This is a genomic window from Streptomyces sp. NPDC047315, assembly GCF_040643215.1.
Classification (GTDB): Bacteria; Actinomycetota; Actinomycetes; order Streptomycetales; family Streptomycetaceae; genus Streptomyces.
Window position 1 is genome coordinate 147,861 of the sequence record NZ_JBEYTZ010000012.1, and the last position, 25,629, is coordinate 173,489.

Consider the following 25,629-nt stretch of genomic DNA (forward strand, 5'->3'; position numbering starts at 1 on the left):
CTAGAGCATGAGTGAGCAATTTGAGACAACAAAAAGACCCCCACCGTGGGAGGTGGGGGCGATGATTGGCAGGTCAGGCGGGGAAGTCGTAAACGAGCAGGAATCTCGACGCGTCCAGAATCATGCGCTCGCAGGCAACCACCCGACCGTCAGCGCGCTTGGCAGTCCGGTACTGCTCAATCACGGGAGCGCCGGCGGCCAGCTTGAGAACGTCCACCTCGTCCGGTGTTGCTAGTCGCGACCTCATCTGCTCGCGGAACTGCACCGGTGCACTGCCGATCTCCCCGAGGCGGGCATAGACACCTCCGGGGCCCGAGTCGCGCTCCAGGATGCGCGTCCCCTGGGCTAGGTCGAATGGGATGTGCGAGGTCGCGTGCATGACCGGCACGCCATCGACGAGGTATCTGCGGTCGCGCTCCCATACGGGGTCGCCGACTGTGATTCCAAGGGTGTTCGCTAGGTGGGTGTTCGCCTTGATCATCTGTTGGGCGACCCCCTCGGCCATCATGTCGCGGTCGTCGATATCGACGTCCCACATGGAGCGGCCGGCGGACCACTGCTCGCTCCGAAGTCGTTTCGTCGCGTTCCGCACGATGGGGCGCCACGTGGTGATTCGCCAGCCGGACCCCACCCGCGATTCAACGAGCCCTTCGTCCCGGAGGACTGCGAGGGCCTGCCTGATGGTCACCTGGCTGCCGAGTTCGTACTGCTCCTGCAGCGTTCGTTCTGCGGGCAGCCTGCCCTTCTCGGCGAACTCGCCTGCCCCGATGCGTCTCCGCAGGTCATCCGCCACCTCGCGGTACTTGTGCCGATCGCCGGGCCTGCGTTGGGGGCGCTGCTCGCCTGGCTGGGTGGGCACGGGGTCTCCTTCGGCGGCCGAATCCTTCTAGAGCAACGCTACCTGCTGCACAGCAATTGAGTGCCGCAGGTCAGGGGGCCACGCGGCAGGGACTAGCTCAAATTGCTATAGAGCGATACTCTTGCTGGAGTCGGACCCCGCGGCACCTCCACCTACGGTTGAAGGACGAAATGCCCGAACCGCCCGAGCGTACCGCGCTCTACCGCTACTTCGACGCCGAGGGCGTGCTGCTCTACATCGGAATCTCGAACGACCCCGACAACCGTGCCCGAGCGCACCGCTACGAGCCCAGGCCAGACGGATGGCCGGAACGCGCAGTGCGACGCGAGGACGAGTGGCACAGGACCCGCGCCGCCGCCCTGGCCGCGGAGGCGGAAGCGATCCGAGCCGAGAGGCCGCTTTACAACGGAACTCACAACTACGCCGACGCGGCGTTCAATCCTGCCTCGTGGCCGCAGGCCCTTTCGGGCCGCAAGGTCGCGGCGGTGGCCGGGCTGATGCGCTCGGAGATTCTCAGCGGGCGGTGGTCCAGTGGCCAGCGCATTCCGTCCCTGCGAGTCCTGAGCAGGGCAGCAGGAGTCGGCGTGCGCGCCGTCAGCAAGGCGTCGACGCAGCTGCAGGCCGAGGGCCTTCTCGACCTCCAGCCGGGCCGCGGCCTCTTCGTCAGGAGTGCTCCGGGGCAACGGCCGAGGCTGCCGCACGACTGGTACCGAGCGCACGGCTTCCCTGGATAGGACGGCTCGGTGCCGCGAGCATCGCCAAGCACTCGCCAAGGAGGTGCTTTTCAGCCATCTCGGTATCGGTGTAATTCGGGCACCCGTCCTGACGTCTCTCCTGGTCAGGATGGGTTTCCCGGGGCCCAGAAATCCGGCCCCCGGCTTGCCGTCCTGATCAAGCATCCCCATTTGGGGTGTGCCACGGCGGAGGCTAGCGTCGCTGCCGACCCAGTAAGCAGAAAGGCCCGGGGCGACGCCCCGGGCCCGCTGGACCAGCGGTTGCAGCCGCTGACCAAAACCCTCAATCCCAGAATCGAGGTTCCCCGTGACGTTACAGGAGCAGGAGGCGGCTGTGGTGCCGCAGTCGTTGTTGGCGGGCGGCGCGGACGGCGGTGTCCCTCCCGGCGCGTGTCTTCCGGGTTGCGTGGTTGATCACGATGTGGCGCCGGGGGTGTCGACTGCGCCTGAGGACGTTTGGTGTTCGCGTCCGCTGGGTGCGGCGTCGTTGCCGATCAACGCGGAGGGGGCGCCGGAGGAGGCGCTGCTCTTCGGGTTGTCGATCGACATCGTCCCGTTCTCGTCGCGCCTCGCCGAACGGTTGCCGCACGTGTGCGTGCAGGTGGTGGCGGATCAGTGGATCGAGGCCCTGGACCCTGACGGGTTCGCCACGGTGATCCGCACTGTGGAGGAACGCCTCGACGCAATGCGCGCCGCCCACGCCGAGCTCGTCCGCGTCCGGGCCGCGTACGTCGCCCCCGCTCCCGATCACGCCGCGGCTGGCGTCGACGGTTTCCGCTCCGAGGGGCGTTGACCCCCAGCGCGTACGACCAACAATTCCCTGAGTCGCCTGGGGCGCCCGGGGCCTATTGGGCCTGAGCGGGTACTGACGGCCTCCGGAGCGGCGACGTTCCGGCAGGCCACACCTCTTCTGCTGTCCAGCTCGGGCTGAGCACGCAGAAGGGGTGATTGGAGGTGATCGCAATGTTCTTCTGTGCCCTGTGTTTCCACCCGGGTTTCCATGCTACGGAGGGCGGCGTGACGGTCTGCGAGCAGTGCTCGGTTTGTGTTGCCGTGCGGAGTGCTGCGGAGGTCGACGACGACTCGGCGGAGTAGTCGGGTTGCGTGGGGTGGCCGGCATGCTGCTGGTCACCCCACGGGCGTCGTGCGCGCGGGTGATTCGTGGGCGTGTTGGCGGCTGGTGGGTGCGGGGGTGCGCGACGCTCTCGGCATGACGATGGTGAAGATCCGGCTCCCTGAGGACCAGCTAGACATTACTTCGCTGAACGTGTTCTTCGACGGCCGTCCGGTTGTGAGCGCGTCGGCCGCGGTGATTCGGGGCTTCGGCGGGGAGCTGGACGATCTGGGTGAGGCGCTGCGGGAGTACTTCGTCGAGGGCGCGTCGTGGTGCCGGGTCGGCGATGACGTTCACACGGTTACTGCGGACGAATTCGAGGTACGTCTGAGCTCGTCTTCGGGAACGTCTGGCTGGCACGTGGACCACTTTCATGCCGGTTGGTGTAGTCCTGAGGGCAAGCTGGTCCCGGAGGATGCCCGGCCGCAGTACGCACGGTATGTGGACTCCAAGCGCCGGGTACGCGAGTCCTGCCTTGAGGGTGAAGACCTCCGTGCTGCGGCGGCGAAGGGTGGCCCGCCGCGTGTCGACGAGTTGGTGCGCCGCCATGCTGCTCGCTTGGCTGAGTGGTACGACGCCTTGGACGAACTGCTACGCGCGGTGACGACTGCCTCGGGGCTTCCTGCATGGGTCAAGCCCGTGGTGCGGAGCGAGCTGTTGGACTGGCATCGGACGCGGGAGTACCTGACGAGTGCGGTGCTCGACTACCACCACGGCGATCCCGGACCTCGCCCTGACACAGTGTTCGGCAACCTGTGCTTCGGCTTCTCAACTACAGCGGTGGAGCTGATGCCGGACGTCTGACCTGGGTGGAGTTCGCTCTCCTGCCTTCGCTTAGCTTTCACCAGGCCGCCCCCGTCACTGACGCCGGCGGCGATTGGATTCCCCACTCGCTCACGGCTTCGATTTTCGTGTCGTGGGGAAGGCGTCCGTGGTTGGGTGTGCTCGTCAACTGGTGCATGCGGCAACGAAATTGAGTTGCGTGTAGTGCCCCATCTGTTTTGTGTGTCGTACTCGATACATGCTCTAGTTGTGGCATGTCGACACCTAGACTCACCAAGCCCACGATCGCGGTGCTTGAGGTTCTGCTCGCCGCCACGTCTGATCGCCCGGCGTGGGGCTTGAGTATCTGCCGTGAGGCCGATCTCGGTTCAGGGACGGTCTACCCCATCCTCGACCGCCTCGCCGAACGCGGCTGGATCACCAGCCATACCGAAGGCGAACCGCACCCAGGCCGGCCCCCACGCCGCTACTACGAACTCACTGGCGCCGGCCGGGCTCAAGCGCAGGCGGCCCTCGAAGCGCGTGCCGCCCGGCGGCTGGGCCTTGGTCTTGCTGGAGGTTTGGCGTGACCAGAAGGGCATGGCACTCGGATGCCAAGGAGCGCCGCCGGGCGCGCCTGATTGTCGCCATGACGGGAACCGTCACTTCGTGCTTCGTCACGTTCACCTCTCTGGTGAGAGGGGAGTGGTGGCCCGGAGTGATCTTGGTGATTGCCTGTGCCATGGGAGTGCAGCTCGTGTTCGAATGGCCCCGGTTGTACGACGCGATCACGAGGCGGTCCCTTCGTGCTGGTACCGGGCTGTCTGGGTTCGCAGCCGTGCTGGCGGGTCGCCACCGTGACATGCGGCAGGTGTGGCTGGCGGACCTGGCGGGTGACCCGGAGAACGACTTCATCCTCACTCCTTGGCAGCGTCGTCGGATGGCTGCTGGGTTCGTGGTGGCTGCGGTTCGGATGCGTGCTCATGACCTGCTGGGCTGGGTGTGGGCGCCGGTTGACTGGGTCCTGCTGACCGATCGCCGGCGGAACGCCGCCATCACGGTGATCGTCGGGGCCCAGGCCGTGTACATAGTCGGGGATGGCGGGCTCGAAGGCCTGGTGACCGAGGTGTGGGAGCCGTGCGGGATCGCTGGCGCCGCCCTGTACGTCCTGTCCCGCTTCCTGCGCCGCGTCCGTGGCATCGAACTGGCCGCCAGCAACAACCAGCGGGGCCCGCAGTCGTAGAGGCCGCCCGGTTCAGTTCTGTTGCTCGGTTTCGTTGAGGGTGCGGGCGGTGCGGAGGATGGCTGCTCCGGTGGTGCGGCTGACGCCGTGGAGCTCTGCGATCTGGGTTGCCGTGGGGGCCTTGGTGCCGTTGGCCTTCGCGCGCGCGAGTGCGTCAGCGGCCTGGGCCACGCGGGGGTCGATCGGCGTGTTCGGGTCGCGGCCGGCGCGCCCGCGGTTGGGGCCGGCTGGGCTGTTGCGGGGCCGGCCGGCGCCGGTCTTCTCGGGGTGTTCGCGTTGGTCGCCCTGCTCGATGCGTTCTACGACGGCTCGGCGGGGCCAGCGGCGCCCGTGCTCGTCGACGGCCCCGCTGAGGTAGCCGCTGGTGCTGTAGGCGCGGACGGTGGACGCCTCGATGCCGAGCATGGCTGCGGCTTCCTTGTCGGTCAGGAGGTCGTCGGGGTGCTCGGCGTCGAGGTCGGGTTCGGGCGGGATGGGTTGGCCGTTGGTGTATGCGTCCGCCTGGGCGGCGTCGTACAGCCGCACGCGGCCTTCCGCGGGGTTGACCCGGGTGACGCGCTGCTCGAACGCGTCACGCTCCCGGCGGCGCCAGGTGTGCAGGGGGAGGCCGGCGGCGGCGGCGATCTCGGCTTCGGTGCGCACGGGGCGGCCCTGGGGGATCATCGGGGATTCACGCTCCTGGTCGGGGGTGGGGGATACACTCCGGTACATCATCGGTGCTCGCCTTCGGGCGGGTGTTGATGGGGTTGGGCCGACGGATGCCGTCGCCCCCGATGGGGGTGAACCGTCGGCCCCTTCTTCTTTGCTGGCGGTTGTCGTCCGCGCGCGGACGACAACCACGCTTTACCGCCGGGTGGTGGCGAGCGACTCCAGGGGGTTGGGGGTCCCGTCCCGCGCGGTGACGGAGCGCGGGCCCACGTGGATCGCGACGGGCGTCCACCCGCCGCTGGGGACGTTGGCCATCAGCTGGTAGCCGTCGCAGTCGAAGCAGGGGCACTCCCTGACCCAGAACGTCCCGTCGTGCAGGTCGGCGATCGAGCCGTGGTAGCGCACCTTCGTGCCGTCCTCCAGCCAGGCCATGGGCGCAGCGGCGGTGTAGGGCTCGGGGGTGACGTGGATCGGGAGGCCGTGGCCGGCGCGCTGTAGGGCGTTGACGATTGACGCGGCGCCGTGGCGCAGGTTGCGCGCCCAGCCGGCGGGGAAGTAGTCGCCGTTCACCGCGTCGTACCACTCGACGTGCACGCGGCTGCCAGCGCCCTGGAGCAGCACGCCGACGGTGCCCGCGTGGGGGTGGACGACCTTCCACCCGTTTACGGTCAGCCGGAACGTCTCCTTTTTGATGCCGCGGGTGTTGAGGGTGTCGGTTGCCCACTCCCACTCGGCGATTTCGGCGCGGGACATGCCGACGAGTTGCACGGTGACGTCGCCGAGGGTGTGGATGGTCAGTTCGCCGCGGTCGTCCCGCTCGCCTGTGGTGACGTTGGGGATTGTGAAGGTGTAGGCGGAGGAGGCGGTGTTCGTCATGGTGTTCGTCCTCACGGGTGCGGGTGGATGTTGATGGGGCCGTTCGGTGGGTGCCGTCCCTTCCGAACGAAAACAACGTTACAGCATCTCGTGACGACGGGCAAGGGGGACGCCCACAGATGGCTCACGTCCTGCTGCTTGTGCTGTGTGGCTGTGGGGTTGGTGGTGCTCGGGGTAGCGTTCGTGGATGTTTGATGTTCGTCTGCGGACTCTGCTTGGTGCTGCTCCGGGTGAGGCGTCGTACGCCCAGTTCCTGTCGCTGATCGACAATCCGAACGCGCAGGAGGGCCCGGATCTCGACTTCAAGGGCGAGCAGTACCGGAAGGGCTCCGAGGCTGCGGGGGAGTTGGCGAAGGACGTCGCGGCGCTCGCCAACGCCGCAGGCGGGACTCTGATCCTCGGACTCCGGGAAGACCGCGCCACGTCGATCCCGGCGCACGCGAACCCGGAGCCACTGACGGATCGCCTCCGGAAGAGCTACCGAGAGACCCTGATACTGCGGCTCGACCCTCCTGTCGACTGCGACATCCACTTCATTGCAGAGAATCCCGCCGCGGCGGCCCTGGTCGGCCTGGTGGTGATCTCGGTGCCGCCGAGTGCTCGGGGCCCGCATGCCGTGGTCGGTACTACGGATCTACGCGACGGAACCCTCCGCTTCCCGTACCGCAACGACAACCACACGGCTCACATGAATCTCACCCAGATCAAGCGCGCGATCACCGCCGCCACGAGCCTCGTATCCGCCCGTGAGGAGGTCCTGGCGGCTGCTCACGAGGACGTGGCGAAGGACGGAAGATTCCTTCCCGGGCCGAGAATCACGCTGACCGTCACACCCGATCTGCCTGGCGCATTCCCCGTCGACAAGAAAAGCTATGGCGAAGTACGAGGCGAGTTGGCCGACGTCGAGCTGCCTCTTCACGGGCACAAGGTCTTCCAGTCCTTCGGCGTGGGGCCGCGGCGCTTCATTGCCTCAGCGGGTGAGTCCCGCTCACGGCATGTGGCGCACTTCCACCACGATGGGACCGCGGCCTGGGTGACCGAGGGCCCAGTGGTGTCGGCGTTCCCTTACAGCGGCTCGACGCACGAGTTGTGCATGAGCTGGCACAGCGACTTCATCGTGCTGAAGACCCTCGTCATGATGCAGCACCTGGTCCACCATGCGGTGAACCGGGCGGGAGCTTCGGGTACGGCGACCATGCTGATGGGGCTGGTCGGCGGTCCTCCGGCGTGCGGGTTGGCGAGCGACCGCGGTGGTGGTGTCTTTGAGGTTGTCTCTCCGCTGGAGAAGTACTCTGCGGGCGGGCGGGCAGGGCTGCTGTTGAACGCGGCTGAGGGCGGAAGCGCGCTCGTGCAGGGGGCCGCTGTTCTGTTGGCTGACTGCTACCAGCATTTTGGTGTCGTCGAGGCGGAGCAGCTGACGCTGGACGGGCAGATCAATTTGGGGGCGTGGGGGCCGCGTTCTCGCGATGCCGTCGCGGCTTGGGCGGAGGGTGTTGGTGTCGAGGTGCTCGACACGTAGGACGATCTCGTCGCCCCGTGCTGCCGCCCGCTTGAGGTGCGTCACGCACAACTCGTGTTGGTGAACCGCTCGCGCCGGTCAGGTCGGCAGGTGGGTGATTTGGAGGATGCGGAGGGTTTTGCGGGGTGCGTGGGTGATGAGGAGGACAGCGATGGTGTGGGTGAGGATGAGGGTGCGGGTGACGCCGTCGTCGACCCCGTAGGGTTCGGTGGCCGTGTGTGGGTCGTTGCAGGCGTGGAGGAGGGCCTGGTCGAACTCGTCCCGCGCGGTTTGCGGGAGGGAGTCCCACACGGACTCGATGACGCGGTCGTACCTCAGCTCGTACACGCGCTCAGACTGTCAGATCAGGCAGCGCCCTGAGATTGGAATCGGGCAGCTGCTGCTTCGATGCGCGCGGTGCCGTCGATCCAGTCGCCCGGGGGTTCCTCGCCCCGTTCCTCGGCTGCGGCGATTTCGCGGCCTCGTTCGACCGCGGCGACGATGTCCTTGGCGATGCGTTCCCAGCGGGCGAACACGTCGAGGATCTGGTGGGCGGGGGCGCGGTTGATTTCGGCGAGGAAGCGTTGGGAGAGGGCGGGGCTGCCGAGGGCGTCGCAGATGGACTCGATGGTCCACGAGGTGCTCACCGTGGGTTCCTCCGCCTCGTATCGTGCGTGCTTTCGCCGTTTGCTTTCGGCTCTAGCTTTCGGCGTTAGCCGTCAGCTGAACTTTCAGCTCAACTACAACCGTGCGGTTCACCGTAGCTCATTAATCTACCTTGAAGGGTGGTTCGTGTTTTCTAGGCTCCTGGCCTGCGGTTTCTGCGGTGGACTCGGTGTCTGCCGCGGCTTTGGAAGCGGCCGGCCACGGATGCGCGGGCAGCGCGCCAGGCAGATGGTGCCGGGCTCTCTGGGGCCTGGCTCCCCTCTTCGGCTCGGGGTTCACCTGTGTGCTGCGGGCGGCAGCAGCGGCTGGTGGACGTCTCGGTGCTCCAGTGCCGCGGCGGCGCCGGCCAGCTTGAGAAGCGGTCCGGCCATCGCGGCGACGGCGCGGGCGGCTCCGACGGCTCTGTGACGGCCTCCGACGCAGCCGACCGCGACCGTCAGGGGTACTCCTGCGGTGACGAGTCCGGCTGCTGCTGCGGCGGTCGCGGTCACGAGGGGAATGGCGCCCGGGGTGGTGAGGACGTGCTGAAGCACGACTTCGTCGAGGCCAGTGAGCTCGCGTAGGGCCGGGTCCTGGTGCGGGTTTCGCAGGATCCGGCGTAGGTCGAGGGTGATGTCGGCGGTAGGCGCCGGTCGGTGGCCGTAGCCGAAGGACACGATGCGCAGCGCGGGAAGCGGAGAGGGCATGCGGTCAGCGTGGCGCCGGCGCGATGGTGCTGACCAGGGGTTTCCTGTTTCCCGTTTGGGGAGGCTACTCGTCGGCGGCTGTGATCTCGTCCTGGTTGGTGCGGAGTACGGCGCGGGCTACCCAGCCGCGGCCGATTCGGTCGGAGGGCGGGTTCGTCGGCACCGCGCCCATGCGTTCGCAGAGGCGGTCGAGTTCGGCCTGGCACTCGATGCGGTCGTCGCCGCGCACCATGTAGGAGATCGCCATGGGGGCAGTGTGCCGGCGGGCCGGGGGCGACGCGGCCGAAACACGGAAACGCGCCACCTTCGAGGTGGCCGGTATATGTCGGTTGGGGGGTGCACCATGGGCGTGTCGCCGTCCGCACCGTCCTGGGAGCGCCCGCCATGCACCACGAGTCCGATCCGGCGTACGAATGGCCCACCTGCAGCACGCCGTCGTGCGGCAGGCAACTGTGGGTTCGTGAACTCGGCCGGCGGGTGTGCCGGCCGTGCGAGACCTCGGCGCAGCGGCATCTCGCCGACCTGCCGGGGCTGTTCGCCGAGCTGAACCGCACGGCGACGCTGATACGCGGGGCAGGCGGGCGAGGGGTTGCGACGTCGGGTTCGCGGACTCCGCCGATCCCGCCTCGGCTCGACGTCTTGGCGCTGACGGGGCCCGGCGGGGTGGGGGCTCGTCTCGCCGCGGTCGAGGACTCGTGGCGGACGGCGCTCGGTTGGACGGTGGCGCCGTGGCGCGGTTCGCCTGTGCAGGCGGTGCCGGAGCACGTCCGGTTCTTGGTCAACAACCTGCCGTGGGCGTGCTCCGAGTACGAGTCGGTCGGTGACGACGTAGTGGAGCTGCGGCGGCTCGCTGCGGAGTGCCGTGCCGCGCTCGATGGTTCGGGGCGTCCTGGCCGGGTTCGGGTCGGGTCCTGCCCGGCCGTGGTCGAGGGCGCCCGGGTGTGCGGGGAGGCGTTGACGGCGACCGCGGAGAACCTGCGGATCCGATGCCGTTCCTGCGGAGCCCGATGGGAGACGCTGGAGGAGTGGCGGGCGCTGCGAGAAGCACAACAGCATGTACTGGTCGAGCGCGAGCGGGCAGCGGCATGACCGTCGTTGCCCGCGTCTGGTGGGCCCTGAACCGCCACTTCATGCTCATCGCCTACACGTTCGCAACCGTGCTCGCCCTGGCTCTCGCCGTCGTGACGGCCCTCACCCGCCGCTGACACGAGAGGATGCCCCTATGCCCCCCGGCCGTACCCTGCACCTCCGCTGCCAGACCGTCGTCGACGGCCACCTCGCCTACGTTCTCGTGCCCGTCGACCGCGCGAGGTGGGAGGCGGACGAGCCCATGCAGGAGTCCGTGCGACGCCGAGCCCGCGAGGAACTCCGGCACCGCGCCGTCCTGCTCGCCGGACACGACTTGCCAGCCGACCGCTTCGACGCCCTCCCCGTCTGGGTCGAGTACCCCGATCGGTGCGAAGTAGAGTGCGTCGGCGGCCCGCACGACGGGAAGCGGATCACATGGCCCAGCGCTGAACCTCCCCTCGGGATCCAGCTCCCGATCGACGAGGGCACTGCAGCTCTCATCGATGCCCGGCCGGCCGAGAGCAGTACGCGAACCGTCCTGTACGAGCCGCTCTTTGGCGAAGGCGGCTTCGTCTCTCGCACCAACGACGGTGCCTGGCGCTACCGCTCCACGCGATAGGACGCCGCGCACCTCTGAGCCGAGAGAGGACCACCATGGAATCCCGCGCCTTCCCCCTCGCCGACATCCTCAGCGTCACCACCCCCACCCTCCTGTCCCGACGCGGCATGGACGGGCTCACCGACCTGCTGTCGTGGATGACCGGTGAGCCCCTGCAGCGGCATCAGCTCCTCCGCGCGGGCGACGAGTGCGCGCCCGCGCTGCTCCAGCAGCACCCGCAGCTCGTCGGCATCGTCCCGCCGCCCGGCCTGGACCGGGCGGACCTGTACGCGTGGTTGGTCGAGCAGGAACGGATCCACGGCGCCGAACTGACCGTCACCCCGCTGACGGAGTGGACCCGCCAGCACCCTGTGCAGGAGCTGGTCGACCGGATCGACCTCGCCCGCCTCCCCGTGGTCGACGGCTGACCGCCCGCTGTCACACCCCGGGCGTACCGTCGGAGACGTCCACCACGGCCAGCCCCGCCACCGTGCGGGGCTTCGTCGTGTCACGGTCCGGACACACGACCACCACGCCACCCCCACACCCAGCACCATGGCCTCCACACGCACTCACCGTGGGGGATCCATGCGCACCAGACTCGTCCCGGCCGCCATCGCAGCCGCACTCGCACTCACCGCATGCAGTAGCGAGAGCTACGAAGACATCACCGCCAACTGCGCGAAGGCGCTGGAGAGTCGAGCAGAGGGGGACAAGGAGAAGCCCAGCGCCTGCAAGGACGTCAAGGAAGACGACTACGACACCCTGGTGATCAGCTCCGTCCTTGAGAAGGACGGATGGGTCGACAAGGACGGCGAGGTCAATACGGACAAGCTCCTCAACCCCGACGGCACGCCAGATCCCGACCTCGGCCTCGACGACTTCGAGCCTCGATGAGGTCTGACGGAGGTGGGCGCCCGCGGTCAGTAACCGTTGCAACGGGCGTTCCTGCAGCCGCTCGCCGTACCCGTAGCCGGCGAGGCTTCCTCTCGCCAAGCAGCGCAGTTCTCGTGTGACTTGTGTGAAGGTCATCCGGGCTGTAATCTCCAAAATGACCTACCACACGTGTGTCAAGCCCCGTTTGCAGACAATGCAACGGGGCTTCCTTCGTTTCCAGGGGAGGTGCCATGCCCCACCCTGCGCCCGACCTGTGGGACGTCCTCGAAGAAGTCCGCGACGGCCTCCCCGGAAGCGTCATCGGCGACATCCACCAGGCCGCCTCAGCTGCCGGCGTGAAGCCGGGCACGATCCGGACCTGGATGACCCGAGGGAAGATCCGCCCCCTGTTCGGCGCGCCTGGGGCCGAGGTCTTCCACATCCCCACCGCGCAGAGCATCGCGGCCCGCGGCGCCCAGCACACCCCCCGGGACCCGGCGGCGAACAGCCGCGGGCCGCACCAGCGTCGACGACCCACCCGCCAGACCCCTGCGCTCGACAATGCGAGTGCAGGCAGGGCCTCGTAGCGCCCCAGCGCTCGGCCCACGTCCACCCGGCCCGAGGGCGGCAACCCGGGTGGACCGTCCCGCCGCTCCTCTACCCCCAGGCCAGGAGCGGCGGGGCACGATTTCACCGTCACGAAACAGCCACAACCCCCACACGGTTGGGCCGGCCCCCGGATGATGGCGGATCACGTCAGCACCACCCCTGGGGGGATCATGAAACGCGCCGCCGTCGTCACCGCCGTCGCCGTCCTCGGCCTCACACTCACCGCCTGCACCGACGACGACAAGAAGACCGGCGTCGTCGACAAGCCCGACCGCAGCGCCGCATCACAGCCGGCCGACACTCCGAGCGGTGCCGCCACCACGCCGGCCCCGGCGAAGGAAGCCAAGGTCGGCGACCCGATCACCGTCACGGGCCAAGAGGACGGGCAACAGGTCCAGGTCACCCTGAAGAAGATCGCGGACCCGGCGAAACCTGCCGACGAGTTCACCGAACCGGACGCCGGGAACCGGTGGGTCGGCGCCCAGTTCGAGATCGTCAACACCGGCACCGTCGACTACGACGACAGCCCCGGCAACGGTTCCCAGATCGCCGACAGCGAGGGGCAGCGCTTCGGAACCACGTTCGCCGAGATCACCGCCGGTCCGTCGATGACCGCGTCCGCGAAAGCCAAGCCCGGCGCGAAAGTCCTCGGCTGGCTCGTCTACGAGGTCCCCAAGAACGCCAAGCTCGCCAGCGTCCAATTCGGCATGAACTCCGGCTTCGCCGACGAAACCGCCGAATGGAAACTCGGCTGACAACCTGCACCAGCCGTGCGCCCCGACACCCGACCACGGTGCCGGGGCGCACCCACGCCGCCCCCAGGAGGGACAGACCATGCCGACCAGCGACGCCGAGGGCAAGGACTGGTCCCTCGAACGCTTCCGCCGCCACCTCCCGAACACCGTCACCGACGTCGGCCCCGGCGAAGGCACCTACGCCAAGCTGTTCCGGCCCGTCCACGAAGGCGTCTGGTGGACTGGCATCGAGATCCATCGGCCGTACATCAAGAAGTACCGCCTCAACTCGACCAAGGCGCGGAAGATGTACGACGAGATGCATGTCGAAGACGTCCGCGACTCCCCGGGCCACCTTTTCTACCGCGACCTGGTGATCTTCGGGGACCTGCTGGAGCACGTCGAACGAGACGACGCTGTCGCCCTCCTGCAGCGCGCGGAAGCCGCGGGCGCGTGGAACATCCTCGTGTCCGTGCCGATCGTGGACTCGCCGCAGGGCGAGGTCGACGGCAACCCGCACGAGGCGCACCTCCACCAGTGGGACCCGGACGACATGGACCAGGTCCTCACCCGACTCGGCGGGCGGGTCGAGACGTTCCGTGGCGGGACGCTCGGGTGCTGGTGGTGGAACCGCGGCTGAACAGGCCCGCCGCCGAGCCGAAGGCGTCGATGTCGCGATCACCGGCGCCGCGCCGGTGGCCTCATCTTGCCCGACCGCGTCCGCATTAACGGGACCGAAGACGCCGTGATCAACATCGGGGAAATCACCTCCACCAACGTCGTCGCCGTCACACTCACGCTGTACGCCCGCAGCATCACCATCACCCCCGACGTCCCGACGTGACCAGGAAGGCCCGCGCCATGGCCTCGCACCGCCCCGTCACCCTCACCGTCGGCGCCGAGTGGGAGGCGAACTTCGACAAGCGCCAGCATCTCCTGCCTGGCTACGAACTCCACCGAGAGCCCACCGCCGACGGGACCCGCATCACCATCACCATGAACATCCCCGACGCGCCGCCCGAAGCCGCCAGCATGACCCCCTGGTTCAACCACGACGAGGACCTCCCGGTCGACCTCGCCGCCATCGACTACCACGACGCCGACGGCCGCCACCTCACCACCTGGAGGCCGCCATCGCCAACCAACTGATCGGGCAACTCCTCGACAGCCTCGGCACCCAAGCCGACATCGACCCCGACGACCTCCCCGTCGACGCCCTCGTCATCATCAAACTCATCAAAGCCGACGGCACCGTATCCCTCGTCAAAGGCCGCTCCGAAACCCTCGACTGGGTCACCGCGATCGGCATGCTCACCGTCGCCCTCGAAGTCGAGAACTCCGGCTTCGCCGACGTCGACGACGACTAACAACCAGGAGCCCGCGCATGGCCAACCACCTCATCACCTACCTCGACGGCGACACCGAGACCATCACCGCCAGCAGAATCGAACCCTTCGGTGACCAGTACGTTGCCTATGCCGACGACGGATCCGCGACCGCCTACATCCCGATCTGCAGCGTCCGCAGCGTCGTACGCCAGAACCACGACGAGGCGAACCGCTGATGCCGCGCCTCCAGATCCTCGAACTCCCCGAAGGCATCGACGACGAGCGCCCGCCGTTCGTCCTCGTCATCGACCAAGCCCCACGCGACGAACCACTGTTCCGGTCGTTCCGCGAGGACATGGACCTGAACGACATCGTCGCCGACCGCGTCGGTGCCCGCGCCGTCCTCGTCTTCGAAGACACCATCGACATCCCCGCCAACGAAGTCCCCATCGGACCCGACGGCCACCCCGTGTGCATCCGCCTCGAACCAGACCTCACCGGCTGGGACGACGCCATCACCACAGCCGTCACCCGAGCACGCGAACGCGTGAACGGAACCAGGTAGCTGGCATGCCGGCCTACGCCATTAACCGCCCAGGTGGACACCCGCACGACGACATCCTCATCGAAGACCCCCACCTCACCCTCACCGTCACCGATGGGTGGGCCGTCTTCACCGACCAGAACGGCATCTGCCTCGCTGTCCCCTCCGGGCAGGGCGCCACCATCCAACGCATCGACGAGCCAGCAGCGGGAGGCGATGACCCATGGCCGCCGGACGCGAAGCAACCCCCAACGACATCGCCGCCACCGCCCGCCTGATGCGCTACTGGGCAGAAGGCGAAGGCGCAGCCAAGATCCAATGGGGTGTGCCCGGCGACTTCGACCGCTGCGTCGTCCAGCTCAGCAAGTACGTCAGCCCCGGCATCGTCAAAGGGCTCTGCTCCAACCTGCACCTCCGCGCAACCGGCGCCCGCCCCGGCCACGCACCCGGAGAACAAGCCGCAGGCAAAGGCCGCGACTGATGGCCAGCCAGAGCCGCCGCACCTCGCCCCTCCCCAGCAACTGGGCCCGCCTCCGCCAGCGCATCCTCCGCCGCGACAGGCACCGCTGCCAACGCGCCCACGACCACAACCCCGGCGGCATCTGCGGCGAGCCGGCCACCGACGTCGACCACATCACCCCCGCCCACCTCGGCGGCAGTGATGACGAGGTCAACCTCCAAGCCCTCTGCCGCTGGCACCACGACCAGAAGACCGGACGCGAAGCCTCCGCCGCTGCTCATGCCCTGCCGCCGCGGACCAGGCCGGCCGAGGCTCACCCTGGACTGCTGGGTTGATCTTGACTCGGGGACGTCGTGCATGGTCACGGCGTTTCGTGATCACCCTGGGGGGTGCCCCCAAGATCATTCCAATCTTGCGATCGGGCAGGTTAGCTCCCCGCGATCTGTACGGGTCTGTGACCTGCGATGATCACGGTCCGCTGCCTTGATCCATTATCCTTTGCCGATAACTTGCCTGATCAGGGCGACTACTCGTTACATCGCGGGTATTCTGAATTCATGAAGACGACGGTGTGTGAGCGCGAAGGGTGCGAGGCGGCCCTCCCGGTCGCCGGCCGGGGCCCTGTGCCCCGGTTCTGCTCCACGTGCTGCCGCGTCGCCGCCCACAGGGCCCGCCGCAAGGCGACGGAGCCGCCGCAGGAGATGACGTCCCGCCGGCGGTGGGTGCGCCGAAGCGCACGGAAGGTTCCGCTGCAACCGTCGGGGCGGCCCGCGTTGTCGACGTCGCCGGCGACGTGGTCGTCGTACCGGACCGTGGCCGGTTCGTCGGTGGGCGTGGGGCTCGGATACGTGCTCGGCCCGGACGACGGGATCGTCTGCATCGACCTCGACCACTGCCTCCACGGTGGGCAGCTCGCCCAGTGGGCGCGGGAAGTCGTGGACCGCTGCTCCGGGACGTACATCGAGGTGTCGCCGAGCGGCGACGGGCTTCACATCTTCGGCCGCGCCCAGGTCGTGAAGGGCCGCCGCATCGTGCGGGACGGTCGTTCCGTCGAGGTGTACGGGCAGGGCCGGTACATCGCCATGACCGGCCAGCGTTTCGAAGACGCTCCTGCCGAACTCGCCGATCTATCCGAGGTGGTTGCCTCGCTGGTCTGACGAAGAAAGGGGGTGCCATGGCTGGCTATGGCCCCCCGCCGTCGGAGCGGAAGGTGCGCCGCAACAAGGACGACTTCGAGGAGCAGGCGGTCACCATCGTCGCTGACGACGAGGTCCGCGGCCCCGAGCTGCCGCACTCCGCGTTGTACTGCCCGCGGACGGTGGACTGGTACGAGACGTGGCGGCGAGCACCGCAGGCCGCGGTGTTCGTGTCCACGGACTGGCAGCGGCTGCAGATGCTGGCGCCCTTGGTGGACGCGTACTTCCTGGAGCCGTCGACGAAGCTGCTCGCGGAGATCCGGCTGTCCGAGTCGCTGCTCGGCGCGACGCACGTCGACCGTATGCGGGGCCGGATCACGGTGGAGCTCCCGAAGCCGGCTTCGGGCGGGACGCGCCCGCCGGCCGGGGTAGCGGACATGCGGGCGGCGCGCCGTAAGCGGATGACCGATGCCTCGTGAACTCGTCTACGCCCCAGACCATGACCGCGATAGGTCGCTGGGGCTGCTCGCGTGGGACTGGATCGAGCACTTCTGCGTCCACGGCCCCGGCGACGTGCAGGGCCAGAGTGTGGAGCTCGACGGCGAGTTCGGCGGCTTCATCGTCGACGCGTACGCGCTGCGCGGGGACGGGCGGAAGCTCTACGACTCGGCGGTGATCTCCCGCGGCAAGGGGCGCGCCAAGTCGGAGCTCGCGGGCTTCATCGGCCTGTTCGAGGCGTTCGGCCCCTGCCGGTTCGCCGGCTGGGCTGAGGGCGGCGAGGTCTTCGAGTGGCACGACTTTCGGTACGAGTACGCGCCCGGTGAGCCGATGGGGCGCCCGGTCACGTACCCGTTCATCCGTTGCCTTGCGACGGAGGAGTCCCAGGCCGGGAACACCTACGACAACATCCACTTCAACCTGACCGAGGGCATCCTCGCGGAGGAAGTCCCCAAGGGCACCGCCGGCTTGACCCGGGTGTTCCTGCCGGGCGGCGGGGAGATCGTCCCGTCGACGGCGTCGTCCTCGTCAAAGGACGGCGGCAAGGAGACCTGCACCATCTTCGACGAGACGCACTTGTATGTGACACCGGAACTGCGGCGCATGTACAAGACGGTCGACCGGAACTGCAGGAAGCGCAAAGACGCCCAGCCGTGGGCTTTTCAGACCACCACGATGTATCAGCCGGGAGACAACTCGGTCGCGGAGGGGACGCACGAGCGGGCCAAGCTGATCGCGGAGGGCAAGACACGGGCCGCGCGCCTGCTGTTCGATCACCGTGAAGCACCCGCGGAGGTGGATCTCGCCGACCGGGAGCAGCTCACCGCGGCGCTCCGGGAGGTGTACGGGCCGTTCGCTGACGTCCTCGATCTGGACGGCATCATCGAGAACGAGTTCTGGAACATCGAGAAGGACCCCGAAGAGAGCCGCCGGTACTTCTTCAACCAACCGACGGCGGCCCGCACCGCGTGGACCACGAAGCCGTTGTGGTCGGCGTGCGCGCGTCCGGACATCATCGTCGCGGACTCGGACCCGATCGTTATGTTCTTCGACGGGTCGAAGAACGACGACGCCACGGCGCTCGTCGGCTGCGACATCGCGACGGGTCACGTAATGACCTTCGCCTGCTGGGAGAAGCCCGACGGGCCTCTCGCGCGGGGCTGGGAGGTGGACCGGGCCGATGTCGACCGCGTCGTCCGCCAGGTCCTGGAGACCCGGAACGTCGTCGGCTTCTTCGGTGACGTGAAGGAGTTCGAGTCCTACATCGACCAGTGGGGCCAAGACTACGGGGACCAGTTCGTCGTGCAGGCGGCGACGGGGCGCGCGGCGCACGCGGTCGCGTTCGACATGCGCGGTCGGCTCCGGGAGTTCACGGAGGCCGCGGTCCGCATGGAGATCGATATCCGGGAGAAGCAGGTCACGCACGACGGCGACAGCCGGCTGCAGCGGCACGTGCTGAACGCCCGAAGGAAGCCGAACAAGTGGGGCGTGTCGATCATCAAGGAGGGGCGTGAGTCCCCGCGGAAGATCGACCTCGCGGTGTGCGCCGTCGGGGCCCGGATGGTGCGCCGCCTGGTGCTGGCATCCCCGGAGTGGTCGAAGCGGCAGAAGCAACGGCAGCGCACTGGTCGAGTGTGGGGCTTCAACTGAGAAGGAGGGGGTGGTCGTGTGGGCGAGCTGACCGACGCCGAGGCGGTGGCCACCACCCGGCACCTGCTGAAGCTCCGTGAGGAGGAGCAGCCACGGCTGAACCGGATCGCGGACTACATGCGGGGCCGGCACGACAGCGTGTACGTGCCGAGGGGCGCGCGGGCTGAGTACCGGTGGTTGATCGAGCGGGCGCGCGTGAACATCCTGCCGCTGGTGGTCACGGTGGTGGCGCAGAACATGTACGTCGACGGCTACCGGCCGGCTGGTGAGGATGAGAACGCGGCGCCGTGGGAGGCGTGGCAGGCGAACCGGATGGATGCTCGTCAGCACGGGATCTACCGGTCGGTGTTGACGTATGGGGCGGCGTACACGCTGGTGATGCCCGGCACGCCGGTTCCGGTGATCACGCCGTTCTCGCCGCGTCGGATGACGGCCCTGTACGAGGACCCGGTGAACGACGAGTGGCCGAAGTTCGGAGTCGACGATCGGCTGGAGAACACGGCGACGGGGAAGCGGCGCGTTGTCACCCTGTACGACGACACGAACCGGTACCGGTTGACGGGCAAGCCGGACGGCACCCAACTGCAGCTCGATGGGCCCGACGCGGTCGAGAAGCACGGCCTGGGCGTGTGCCCGATCGTGCGGTACGTGAACACCCTCGACCTGGACGGTGACGGTGTTCTCGGCGAGATCGAGCCGCTGATCGACACCCAGGACCAGTTGAACATGACCACGTTCAACCTGTTGATGGCACAGCAGTACGCGGCGTTCCGTCAGCGGTGGGTGACGGGCATGGCGCCTCCGTTGGACGGGAACGGCACCCCGATCGAGCCGTTCCGGTCGCGGGTGGACGGGATCCTCGTCGCGGAGGACGCGGACACGAAGTTCGGGGAGTTCGGGGCGACGGACCTGTCCGGCTACCTGAAATCTCGGGAGTCGACGATCAAGCACATCGCGACAGTGTCCCAAGTGCCTCCGTACCACCTGCTGGGCGAGATGGTGAACCTGTCGGCGGAAGCTCTGGCTGCGGCCCGTGATGGCCTGGACCGCAAGGTCGACGAGCGGGAGTCGCTGTGCGGGGAGTCCCACGAGCAGACCCTGCGCCTGGTCGGGCGCGCCGCTGGAGACATGGAAGCGTGGAAGGACACCGCTGCCCAGGTCGTATGGCGCGACACCTCGGCGCGTTCTCTCGCGCAGACCGTTGACGCCCTCGGAAAGCTCGTCACCATGCTCGGCGTGCCCGCGCAGGAATTGTGGGAGCGGGTGCCCGGGGTGACGCAGACGGACGTGGAGCGGTGGAAGGCCACGGCGGCGGAAGGCGACCAGATGCGCCGCCTCAACGAGGTGATCAACCGCCAGATGGAGCCGCCGGCAGACCCCACGGGCGGCTACTCCGACCCGGAGATGGCGGCGTGACGTGGCCACGCTGACGGCACGCATCGCGCTGCAGTACCGGCTCCGGCAGGCGCAGCTTTCGGCACGGCTCGTGCGACAGATCTCCTCCACGTGGCGGGATCTGGTGGATCCGGCGCGGGTGGACGCCTCGTGGCCGGCGCTGCGTGCCGCTCTGGCTGCGATGGTGATGGTCTCCCGGGCGGAATCGACGGCCACGGCCAGCAGCTTCTACCTGGAGGCTCGCCGCACCGCAGGAGTCGCGGACGACGGGTTCCGCCCCAGGGCGCCGGATCCCCTGGACTGGGCGCAGCTCGCCACCACGCTCGACATCACCGGGCCGATCACCTTCAAGAAGGCCATCGCGGCGGGGAAGACACCCGCCCAGGCCGTGGACGCCGCGGCAGTTCGGCTGGCCGGCTCCACTCAGTACACCGCTCTGCAGGGCGGCCGGCAGCTCATCCAGCAGGCGATCGAGGAAGACAGCGGCGCGACGGGCTACGCCCGGGTCACCGACGAAGATCCGTGCGCCTGGTGCGCGATGCTCGCCTCCCGCGGCCCCGTGTATAAGACGGCTGTCACCGCCGGCGACCCGCGTCGGGGCGGCGACCGATACCACCCCTTGTGCGCCTGCCAAGCGGTGCCGGCTTTCACGATGGACGAGCCGTTCATCGGAGTGGCTGAGCAGTTGTACGACGACTGGCTGCGGGAGACCCGCGGCTACGGCGGCAAGAACGCCGTGAACGCCTTCCGCCGCTGGTGGGAGTCGGAGGGCCGGTCCCGATACACGGCCCCCACCATCTGACCTGACCTTCTCTTGGGCGCGCGCCGGCATGGTGCGTGCCCTTCCTGTTTCCCCCCGTTTCGCGGGCTGCCGGCAGGCGCCCGCCATCCCGACATGGGAGTCCTGATGTCCACCCCTACCGACCCGGCTGCCCCGGCAGCGGTCCCGACGCCGGCGGAGGCCGTCGCCTCCGGCCAGATCCCCGCAACCGCCCCCGTCCCGCCGCCTCCGTCTCCTTCCGCCCCGGTCCCGGCCATGGCGCCGTCGGCAGGGCAAGGAGGCCCCGCGCCCGACGCACCCGCAGCAGGGGAGCCGACGGACGTCGACCTCGCCGCGGAAGTGGCCAAGTGGAAGGCCATGTCGCGGCAGCACGAACGCCGTTCCCTGGCAGCTCTCGGACTGTCCTCGACGGACGAGCTGGACGCCCTGCGGGATGCCGCGACGAAGTACCGCGAACACGAGGACGCGCAGAAGTCCGAGATGCAGCGGGCGACGGAACGGGCCGAGGGCCTGCAGCAGCAACTTGCCGCGCTGGAGGCGCAGAACGCGCGCCTGATGGCGGCGGCGACCCACAACCTCCCCACCGACCTGATCGACCTCCTTGGCACCGGTAGCGCCGAGGAGATCAACACCCGGGCTGAGGTGTTGGCCGAGCGCCTCAAGGCCGCCGCGCCGCCTCCGGCCCCGCCGGCAACGGCACGGCCCGTCGAAGCCCTGACACCCGGGGCAGCGCCGGCATCGGACCGCAGCGCCCTTTCCGTGGACGCCCTGATCCGCCGCGCCGCTGGCCGCCCCACCTCCTAACCCTCTTCTCGCAGCACCGGATTCACCCATGCACGGGGCCGGGGCGCTGCCTTCCTGAAAGGAGTCCCCGTGGCCATTTACAACTCCATGATCGGCCGGGATGCCAGCAACGACCCGCTGGTGCCCGAACCGGTCTCGGCGGAGATCATCCAGGAGCTTCCGGCCGCGTCGGCGCTGCTGCAGCGCGCCCGGCAGGTCCCGATGTCGACGAAGACGCAGCGGCAGCCGGTGCTCGACGTGATGCCGATCGCGTACTTCGTCGGCGGCGACACCGGGCTGAAGCAGACGTCGGCGCAGGACTGGAAGAACGTCGACCTGGTGGTCGAGGAGATCGCGGCGATCGTCCCGATTCCCGAGGCGTACCTGGACGACGCGCAGATGCCGATCTGGGAGCAGGTCCGGCCCCGGCTCGTGGAAGCGATCGGCGCGAAGATCGACGGCGCCGGTCTGTTCGGCATCGACAAGCCGTCGACCTGGCCCACCGCCGTCTACCAGTCCGCGGTCGCGGCCGGCAACACCACGATCGCCGGCACCGGCGCCGACTTCGCCCAGGACGTGACCGTCGTCGCGGAGAAGGTGGCCGCGGACGGCTTCGCGATCAACGGCTTCGTGTCCCGCCCGGGGCTGACGTGGAAGCTGAACGGCATCCGCTCCTCGCAGGGCATGCCGATCTACCAGCCGAACCTGCAGGGCACCCCGGGCGGCACCCTGTACGGCTACCCGATGTCGGAGCTCACCAACGGCGCATGGGACACGTCCGAGGCCGAGCTGCTGATGGGCGACTGGTCCAAGGCGATCATCGGCATGCGGCAGGACATCAGCTTCAAGCTGTTCACCGAAGGCGTCCTCAGCGACGACACCGGCAAGGTCATCCTCAACCTGATGCAGCAGGACAGCGTGGCGATGCGCGTCGTCATGCGGGCGGCGTTCGCCACGGCCAACCCGGCGACCCGCGTCAACACGAACTCGGCGACCCGGTCCCCGTTCGGCGTGGTCCAGGCGACCACCGCCGCTTCCTGACCATCCGTGCGGCGACCAGCCAGCGCGGCTGGTCGCCACACGCCCCCCGTGAGCGCTGAGGAGGTGCTGGTGCGCGTCCTCGCGATGCTGCACGCCTACCCGCCAGGCCACAACGCGGGCGCCGAGTGGGCGGCACACGGCCTGCTGCGGGACCTCGCCCGCCGCGGGCACCAGGTCGACGTCCTGCTGTCCCAGGAGCGGGCCGCGACCGCCGGGTACGAACTCGACGGGGTGCGCGTGCACCCCTACCGAGGGAAGGGCGATCCGGCCGGCTGGATGTGCGGCACCGGCCGAGCGGACGTCATCGTCACCCATCTGGAGAACACCGCCCGAGCGTCGATCCTGGCGGGCATGCACCGCATTCCGGTGGTGCACCTGCTCCACAACACCTACGACAAGTCCAAGGCGTGGCTGGTGAAAGGCGATCCAGCGCTCGCCATCTACAACACGCAGTGGATGCGCGCCGACGTAGAGGAGTGGTGGCAGGCGCATCGTGGCGACTGGCCGATGCCTCCCGGGATTGTCGTGCGGCCCCCGGTCGCGGTGGACGACTACCAGGCGACACCGGGGGACCGCATCACCCTGATCAACCTGACTGCCGAGAAGGGCGCAGGGCTGTTCTACCGGCTGGCCGAGTTGATGCCGCGGCGACGGTTCCTCGGAGTCGTCGGCGGCTACGGCCAGCAGATCATCCGCACGGATCTGCCGAACGTGGAGATCGTCCCGCACACGCCGGGGGACCGGATCGCGAAGGACGTCTACGCCCGCACCCGCGTGCTGCTGGTGCCGAGCGTGTACGAGTCCTACGGCCGGGTCGCCGTGGAGGCCATGTGCTCTGGCATCCCCGTCATCGCGCACCCGACACCCGGCCTCAAGGAGTCCCTCGCCTCCGCCGGCATCTTCTGCGACCGGGACGACCCAGATGCCTGGGTGGAAGCGATCCGCACCACCACCGCACCCGCGGCCTTCCGTGACCGGTCGAAACGTGCCCGGGCCCGAGCCGCGGAACTCGACCCCACCGCCGAACTCAACCACTGGCACCAGGCGTTGGAGGAGGTGGTGGCCCGTGGCCGCGCTCGCCAAGCTCTCTGACCTCGAAGCCCGCCTCGGCCGCCCCCTCACGCCGGCGGAAGCCGGCCGCGCGCAGGCCCTCTTGGACGACGCCTCCGCCCTCGTGCGCTCCTACACCCGGCAGACGTTCGCCCGGGTCGACAACGACGTCGTCGTTCTGCGGGCGCAGCAGGGCGAGATCCGACTCCCGCAGCGCCCGGTGATCACCGTGACGTCGGTGATCGCGGTTGGCGCTGGTGACGGCATCCCTGACCTGCCAGTCGTCGGCTGGCAGTGGGACGGGCTGGACATCGTCCGGACCGTCGCCGACACCCCGGTGATCAACTTTCCGGAGACGTGGCTGGAGGACGACCTGCTGCGCTACCCGGGCACCTACCGGGTGACCTACAGCCACGGAGACGCCGACGCCCCAGCCGATGTGGTCGCGGTCGTCTGCCGGATGGTGCTGCGCACCCTGACGGCGCCGACGATCGCCGGCGGAGTCACCGGAGAAACGATCGGCCCCTACACGTACCGGACGGACGGCGCCGGCGCCGGCACCGGAGTGCTCATGCAGGATGACGACCGGCGCATGCTCAACGATGCCGGATACCGGCCCACGGCCGGCATGTCGATGCTGAGGTTCCGATGATCGACTTGCGCGTGGTGGCGCGCGTCCACGCCTACCCGCCGCAGCACAACGCCGGCGCCGAGTGGATGCTCCACGAGATGCTGCGGTCCCTGGTGGCCCGTGGCCACTCCTGCGAGGTGTGGCTCTCCCAGTGGACCGGAGAAACGGAGGCCCGGGACGTTGACGGGGTCCATGTCGTGCCGGCCGGGCTGGGGGAGTGGCAGCCGGCGGTAGCCGCCGCGTCGGTGGTGGTGAGCCATTTGGAGTGCGTGCCGGAGACCGCGAGCCTCGCCCGCGGCTACGGCGTCCCCATGGTGGTGCTGTGCCACAACACGTTCGATCTGACGTGGAAGCCCATCATGGAGGGCACCACGGCGCTGGCCGTCGTCAACTCGCAGTGGATGCGGGAGGCAGCCGGCCGCGCCTTCGACCAGCAGCAGGGGCACGTGCCGCAGCGCATGCTGGTCGTGCGGCCCCCGGTCCACCCCGGGGACTACCAGACCCGGCCCGGGGACTGCATCACCCTCATCAACTGCACCCTGTCCAAGGGTGCCGGGGTCCTTGCTGCCGTTGCCGAACGCATGCCTGACCGGAAGTTCCTCGCCGTCCGCGGCGGCTACGGCGAACAGCAGCCCCCTGATCTGCCGAACGTCCTCGTCCTCGACCACATGGACGGGCACCGCATGCGGGACGAGGTCTATGCCCGCACCCGCATCCTCCTCATGCCCAGCGACTACGAATCCTGGGGGCGCGCCGGTGTCGAGGCCATGGCCAGCGGCATCCCCGTGATCGCCCACCCCACCGACGGGCTCGTCGAATCCCTCGGACCAGCGGGAACCTTCGCTGACCGGGGCGATGTGGACGCCTGGCAGCACGCGATCGAAGCCCTCGACGAGACGGCCGCGTACCGGGCGGCCTCCCGGAAGGCTCGCGCCCGCTCCCGCGCCCTCGACCCGACCGACGACCTTGCGGCGTGGTGCGACGCGGTCGAGGAGGTGGCGCGTGCGCGCACTGCCCCACGGTGAAACGATCACCATCCTCCGGCCCGGGCCCGCGTCCCGCGACGCCTACGGCAACGACGTTGCTGGCGCGCCGACCGAGATCCCGGTGGAGGGTTGCGCGGTCGCCCCCGAGGACGCTACCGGCTCCGGATCCGACGAGCTCACCGATGCTCGGGACACCGTCTTGTCGGGGCTCACGGTGTGGGCGCCGTATGGCACGGACGTACGCCCGACCGACAGGGTTCGGCTCGCCGGAATCGTCTACGAGATCACCGGCCGTCCAGCCAGCCCCTACCGGTCCCCGTTCACCGGCTCAACCGGGCCCGTCGTCATCTCCCTTTCACGCGTCACTGGTTGAGG

At 68.8% G+C, this 25,629-nt stretch carries 37 protein-coding genes; 30 read left to right on the top strand and 7 right to left on the bottom strand.

Annotated features, from left to right (window positions below):
• Positions 1 to 73: 73 nt before the first annotated feature.
• Positions 74 to 859 carry a GntR family transcriptional regulator gene (locus ABZ842_RS16615; RefSeq protein WP_361537392.1) on the bottom strand — a complete coding sequence of 262 codons (786 nt, stop codon included), beginning with the start codon at positions 857 to 859 and terminating at the stop codon, positions 74 to 76.
• 170 nt (positions 860 to 1,029) lie between these two features.
• Here ABZ842_RS16615 and ABZ842_RS16620 point away from each other — a divergent pair, with 170 nt between their 5' ends.
• The 5 genes from ABZ842_RS16620 (at position 1,030) to ABZ842_RS16640 (ending at position 4,712) form a co-directional block, all read left to right on the top strand.
• Positions 1,030 to 1,593, top strand: coding sequence for a winged helix-turn-helix domain-containing protein (locus ABZ842_RS16620; RefSeq protein ID WP_361537393.1), 564 nt, complete (start codon positions 1,030 to 1,032; stop codon positions 1,591 to 1,593).
• 307 nt (positions 1,594 to 1,900) lie between these two features.
• Positions 1,901 to 2,386: a hypothetical protein gene (locus ABZ842_RS16625; RefSeq protein ID WP_361537394.1), complete on the top strand. Its 486-nt coding sequence runs from the start codon at positions 1,901 to 1,903 to the stop codon at positions 2,384 to 2,386.
• A gap of 417 nt (positions 2,387 to 2,803) precedes the next feature.
• A complete protein-coding gene (locus tag ABZ842_RS16630) occupies positions 2,804 to 3,511 on the top strand; it encodes a hypothetical protein (RefSeq protein ID WP_361537395.1) in 708 nt (235 codons plus the stop codon).
• A 233-nt stretch (positions 3,512 to 3,744) separates the two neighbouring features.
• Positions 3,745 to 4,059 (top strand): helix-turn-helix transcriptional regulator, encoded by a 315-nt coding sequence (locus ABZ842_RS16635; protein WP_361537396.1) that lies wholly within the window; start codon positions 3,745 to 3,747, stop codon positions 4,057 to 4,059.
• Entirely contained in the window at positions 4,056 to 4,712 is a 657-nt protein-coding gene (locus ABZ842_RS16640; RefSeq protein ID WP_361537397.1) for a hypothetical protein, read from the top strand. Before ABZ842_RS16635 ends, ABZ842_RS16640 begins: the two co-directional genes overlap by 4 nt.
• 12 nt (positions 4,713 to 4,724) lie before the next feature.
• Here the strand turns inward: ABZ842_RS16640 and ABZ842_RS16645 are convergent, their stop codons facing one another.
• On the bottom strand, positions 4,725 to 5,426 hold the full coding sequence (locus ABZ842_RS16645; protein ID WP_361537398.1) for a DNA-binding protein: 702 nt from the start codon (positions 5,424 to 5,426) through the stop codon (positions 4,725 to 4,727).
• A gap of 129 nt (positions 5,427 to 5,555) precedes the next feature.
• Positions 5,556 to 6,236: a hypothetical protein gene (locus tag ABZ842_RS16650; protein WP_361537399.1), complete on the bottom strand. Its 681-nt coding sequence runs from the start codon at positions 6,234 to 6,236 to the stop codon at positions 5,556 to 5,558.
• A gap of 187 nt (positions 6,237 to 6,423) precedes the next feature.
• Between ABZ842_RS16650 and ABZ842_RS16655 the strand changes: the two genes are divergently transcribed.
• On the top strand, positions 6,424 to 7,755 hold the full coding sequence (locus ABZ842_RS16655) for an ATP-binding protein (protein ID WP_361537400.1): 1,332 nt from the start codon (positions 6,424 to 6,426) through the stop codon (positions 7,753 to 7,755).
• A 78-nt stretch (positions 7,756 to 7,833) separates the two neighbouring features.
• Here the strand turns inward: ABZ842_RS16655 and ABZ842_RS16660 are convergent, their stop codons facing one another.
• The 4 genes from ABZ842_RS16660 to ABZ842_RS16675 form a co-directional block, all read right to left on the bottom strand.
• The gene (locus ABZ842_RS16660; protein ID WP_361537401.1) at positions 7,834 to 8,082 is read right to left on the bottom strand and encodes a hypothetical protein; all 249 of its coding nucleotides are present in this window, start codon (positions 8,080 to 8,082) and stop codon (positions 7,834 to 7,836) included.
• 17 nt (positions 8,083 to 8,099) lie between these two features.
• Positions 8,100 to 8,381, bottom strand: a complete 282-nt coding sequence (locus ABZ842_RS16665) for a hypothetical protein (protein ID WP_361537402.1) — start codon at positions 8,379 to 8,381, stop codon at positions 8,100 to 8,102.
• Between the two features lie 294 nt (positions 8,382 to 8,675).
• Complete coding sequence (locus ABZ842_RS16670) at positions 8,676 to 9,086, bottom strand: RNase adapter RapZ (protein ID WP_361537403.1); 411 nt, start codon at positions 9,084 to 9,086, stop codon at positions 8,676 to 8,678.
• Between the two features lie 64 nt (positions 9,087 to 9,150).
• Positions 9,151 to 9,333, bottom strand: a complete 183-nt coding sequence (locus tag ABZ842_RS16675) for a hypothetical protein (protein ID WP_361537404.1) — start codon at positions 9,331 to 9,333, stop codon at positions 9,151 to 9,153.
• A gap of 137 nt (positions 9,334 to 9,470) precedes the next feature.
• On the opposite strand from ABZ842_RS16675, the gene ABZ842_RS16680 reads away from it, so the two are divergent.
• From ABZ842_RS16680 to ABZ842_RS16795, 24 genes are all read left to right on the top strand, one after another.
• Entirely contained in the window at positions 9,471 to 10,175 is a 705-nt protein-coding gene (locus tag ABZ842_RS16680) for a hypothetical protein (RefSeq protein WP_361537405.1), read from the top strand.
• 133 nt (positions 10,176 to 10,308) lie between these two features.
• Positions 10,309 to 10,773, top strand: a complete 465-nt coding sequence (locus ABZ842_RS16685) for a hypothetical protein (protein ID WP_361537406.1) — start codon at positions 10,309 to 10,311, stop codon at positions 10,771 to 10,773.
• 35 nt (positions 10,774 to 10,808) lie between these two features.
• Complete coding sequence (locus tag ABZ842_RS16690; protein ID WP_361537407.1) at positions 10,809 to 11,180, top strand: hypothetical protein; 372 nt, start codon at positions 10,809 to 10,811, stop codon at positions 11,178 to 11,180.
• A gap of 160 nt (positions 11,181 to 11,340) precedes the next feature.
• The gene (locus ABZ842_RS16695; RefSeq protein ID WP_361537408.1) at positions 11,341 to 11,649 is read left to right on the top strand and encodes a hypothetical protein; all 309 of its coding nucleotides are present in this window, start codon (positions 11,341 to 11,343) and stop codon (positions 11,647 to 11,649) included.
• A gap of 230 nt (positions 11,650 to 11,879) precedes the next feature.
• A complete protein-coding gene (locus ABZ842_RS16700; protein WP_361537409.1) occupies positions 11,880 to 12,215 on the top strand; it encodes a hypothetical protein in 336 nt (111 codons plus the stop codon).
• A gap of 192 nt (positions 12,216 to 12,407) precedes the next feature.
• The gene (locus tag ABZ842_RS16705) at positions 12,408 to 12,992 is read left to right on the top strand and encodes a DUF4352 domain-containing protein (protein WP_361537410.1); all 585 of its coding nucleotides are present in this window, start codon (positions 12,408 to 12,410) and stop codon (positions 12,990 to 12,992) included.
• Between the two features lie 79 nt (positions 12,993 to 13,071).
• A complete protein-coding gene (locus ABZ842_RS16710; RefSeq protein ID WP_361537411.1) occupies positions 13,072 to 13,611 on the top strand; it encodes a class I SAM-dependent methyltransferase in 540 nt (179 codons plus the stop codon).
• Between the two features lie 66 nt (positions 13,612 to 13,677).
• Positions 13,678 to 13,815 (top strand): hypothetical protein, encoded by a 138-nt coding sequence (locus ABZ842_RS16715; protein WP_361537412.1) that lies wholly within the window; start codon positions 13,678 to 13,680, stop codon positions 13,813 to 13,815.
• Positions 13,812 to 14,120 carry a hypothetical protein gene (locus ABZ842_RS16720; RefSeq protein ID WP_361537413.1) on the top strand — a complete coding sequence of 103 codons (309 nt, stop codon included), beginning with the start codon at positions 13,812 to 13,814 and terminating at the stop codon, positions 14,118 to 14,120. Before ABZ842_RS16715 ends, ABZ842_RS16720 begins: the two co-directional genes overlap by 4 nt.
• A gap of 235 nt (positions 14,121 to 14,355) precedes the next feature.
• Positions 14,356 to 14,535 (top strand): hypothetical protein, encoded by a 180-nt coding sequence (locus ABZ842_RS16725; protein ID WP_361537414.1) that lies wholly within the window; start codon positions 14,356 to 14,358, stop codon positions 14,533 to 14,535.
• Complete coding sequence (locus tag ABZ842_RS16730; RefSeq protein ID WP_361537415.1) at positions 14,535 to 14,864, top strand: hypothetical protein; 330 nt, start codon at positions 14,535 to 14,537, stop codon at positions 14,862 to 14,864. The genes ABZ842_RS16725 and ABZ842_RS16730 overlap by 1 nt, the downstream gene beginning before the upstream one ends.
• A gap of 202 nt (positions 14,865 to 15,066) precedes the next feature.
• Positions 15,067 to 15,324, top strand: a complete 258-nt coding sequence (locus tag ABZ842_RS16735; RefSeq protein WP_361537416.1) for a hypothetical protein — start codon at positions 15,067 to 15,069, stop codon at positions 15,322 to 15,324.
• Positions 15,324 to 15,638: an HNH endonuclease signature motif containing protein gene (locus ABZ842_RS16740; protein ID WP_361537417.1), complete on the top strand. Its 315-nt coding sequence runs from the start codon at positions 15,324 to 15,326 to the stop codon at positions 15,636 to 15,638. Before ABZ842_RS16735 ends, ABZ842_RS16740 begins: the two co-directional genes overlap by 1 nt.
• 222 nt (positions 15,639 to 15,860) lie before the next feature.
• Positions 15,861 to 16,460, top strand: coding sequence for a DNA primase (locus tag ABZ842_RS16745; protein ID WP_361537418.1), 600 nt, complete (start codon positions 15,861 to 15,863; stop codon positions 16,458 to 16,460).
• Positions 16,461 to 16,477: 17 nt separating this feature from the next.
• Positions 16,478 to 16,918, top strand: a complete 441-nt coding sequence (locus ABZ842_RS16750) for a hypothetical protein (RefSeq protein WP_361537419.1) — start codon at positions 16,478 to 16,480, stop codon at positions 16,916 to 16,918.
• Positions 16,908 to 18,587, top strand: coding sequence for a Terminase (locus tag ABZ842_RS16755; protein WP_361537420.1), 1,680 nt, complete (start codon positions 16,908 to 16,910; stop codon positions 18,585 to 18,587). Before ABZ842_RS16750 ends, ABZ842_RS16755 begins: the two co-directional genes overlap by 11 nt.
• Before the next feature lie 18 nt (positions 18,588 to 18,605).
• Positions 18,606 to 20,003: a phage portal protein gene (locus tag ABZ842_RS16760; protein WP_361537421.1), complete on the top strand. Its 1,398-nt coding sequence runs from the start codon at positions 18,606 to 18,608 to the stop codon at positions 20,001 to 20,003.
• A 1-nt stretch (position 20,004) separates the two neighbouring features.
• The gene (locus tag ABZ842_RS16765; RefSeq protein ID WP_361537422.1) at positions 20,005 to 20,784 is read left to right on the top strand and encodes a hypothetical protein; all 780 of its coding nucleotides are present in this window, start codon (positions 20,005 to 20,007) and stop codon (positions 20,782 to 20,784) included.
• A 105-nt stretch (positions 20,785 to 20,889) separates the two neighbouring features.
• The gene (locus ABZ842_RS16770; protein ID WP_361537423.1) at positions 20,890 to 21,567 is read left to right on the top strand and encodes a hypothetical protein; all 678 of its coding nucleotides are present in this window, start codon (positions 20,890 to 20,892) and stop codon (positions 21,565 to 21,567) included.
• Between the two features lie 69 nt (positions 21,568 to 21,636).
• A complete protein-coding gene (locus tag ABZ842_RS16775) occupies positions 21,637 to 22,587 on the top strand; it encodes a phage major capsid protein (protein WP_361537424.1) in 951 nt (316 codons plus the stop codon).
• 48 nt (positions 22,588 to 22,635) lie between these two features.
• A complete protein-coding gene (locus tag ABZ842_RS16780; protein ID WP_361537425.1) occupies positions 22,636 to 23,679 on the top strand; it encodes a glycosyltransferase family 4 protein in 1,044 nt (347 codons plus the stop codon).
• Positions 23,654 to 24,289 carry a hypothetical protein gene (locus ABZ842_RS16785; RefSeq protein WP_361537426.1) on the top strand — a complete coding sequence of 212 codons (636 nt, stop codon included), beginning with the start codon at positions 23,654 to 23,656 and terminating at the stop codon, positions 24,287 to 24,289. Before ABZ842_RS16780 ends, ABZ842_RS16785 begins: the two co-directional genes overlap by 26 nt.
• Positions 24,286 to 25,293, top strand: coding sequence for a glycosyltransferase family 4 protein (locus ABZ842_RS16790; RefSeq protein ID WP_361537427.1), 1,008 nt, complete (start codon positions 24,286 to 24,288; stop codon positions 25,291 to 25,293). Before ABZ842_RS16785 ends, ABZ842_RS16790 begins: the two co-directional genes overlap by 4 nt.
• On the top strand, positions 25,271 to 25,627 hold the full coding sequence (locus tag ABZ842_RS16795) for a hypothetical protein (RefSeq protein WP_361537428.1): 357 nt from the start codon (positions 25,271 to 25,273) through the stop codon (positions 25,625 to 25,627). The genes ABZ842_RS16790 and ABZ842_RS16795 overlap by 23 nt, the downstream gene beginning before the upstream one ends.
• Positions 25,628 to 25,629: the final 2 nt, after the last annotated feature.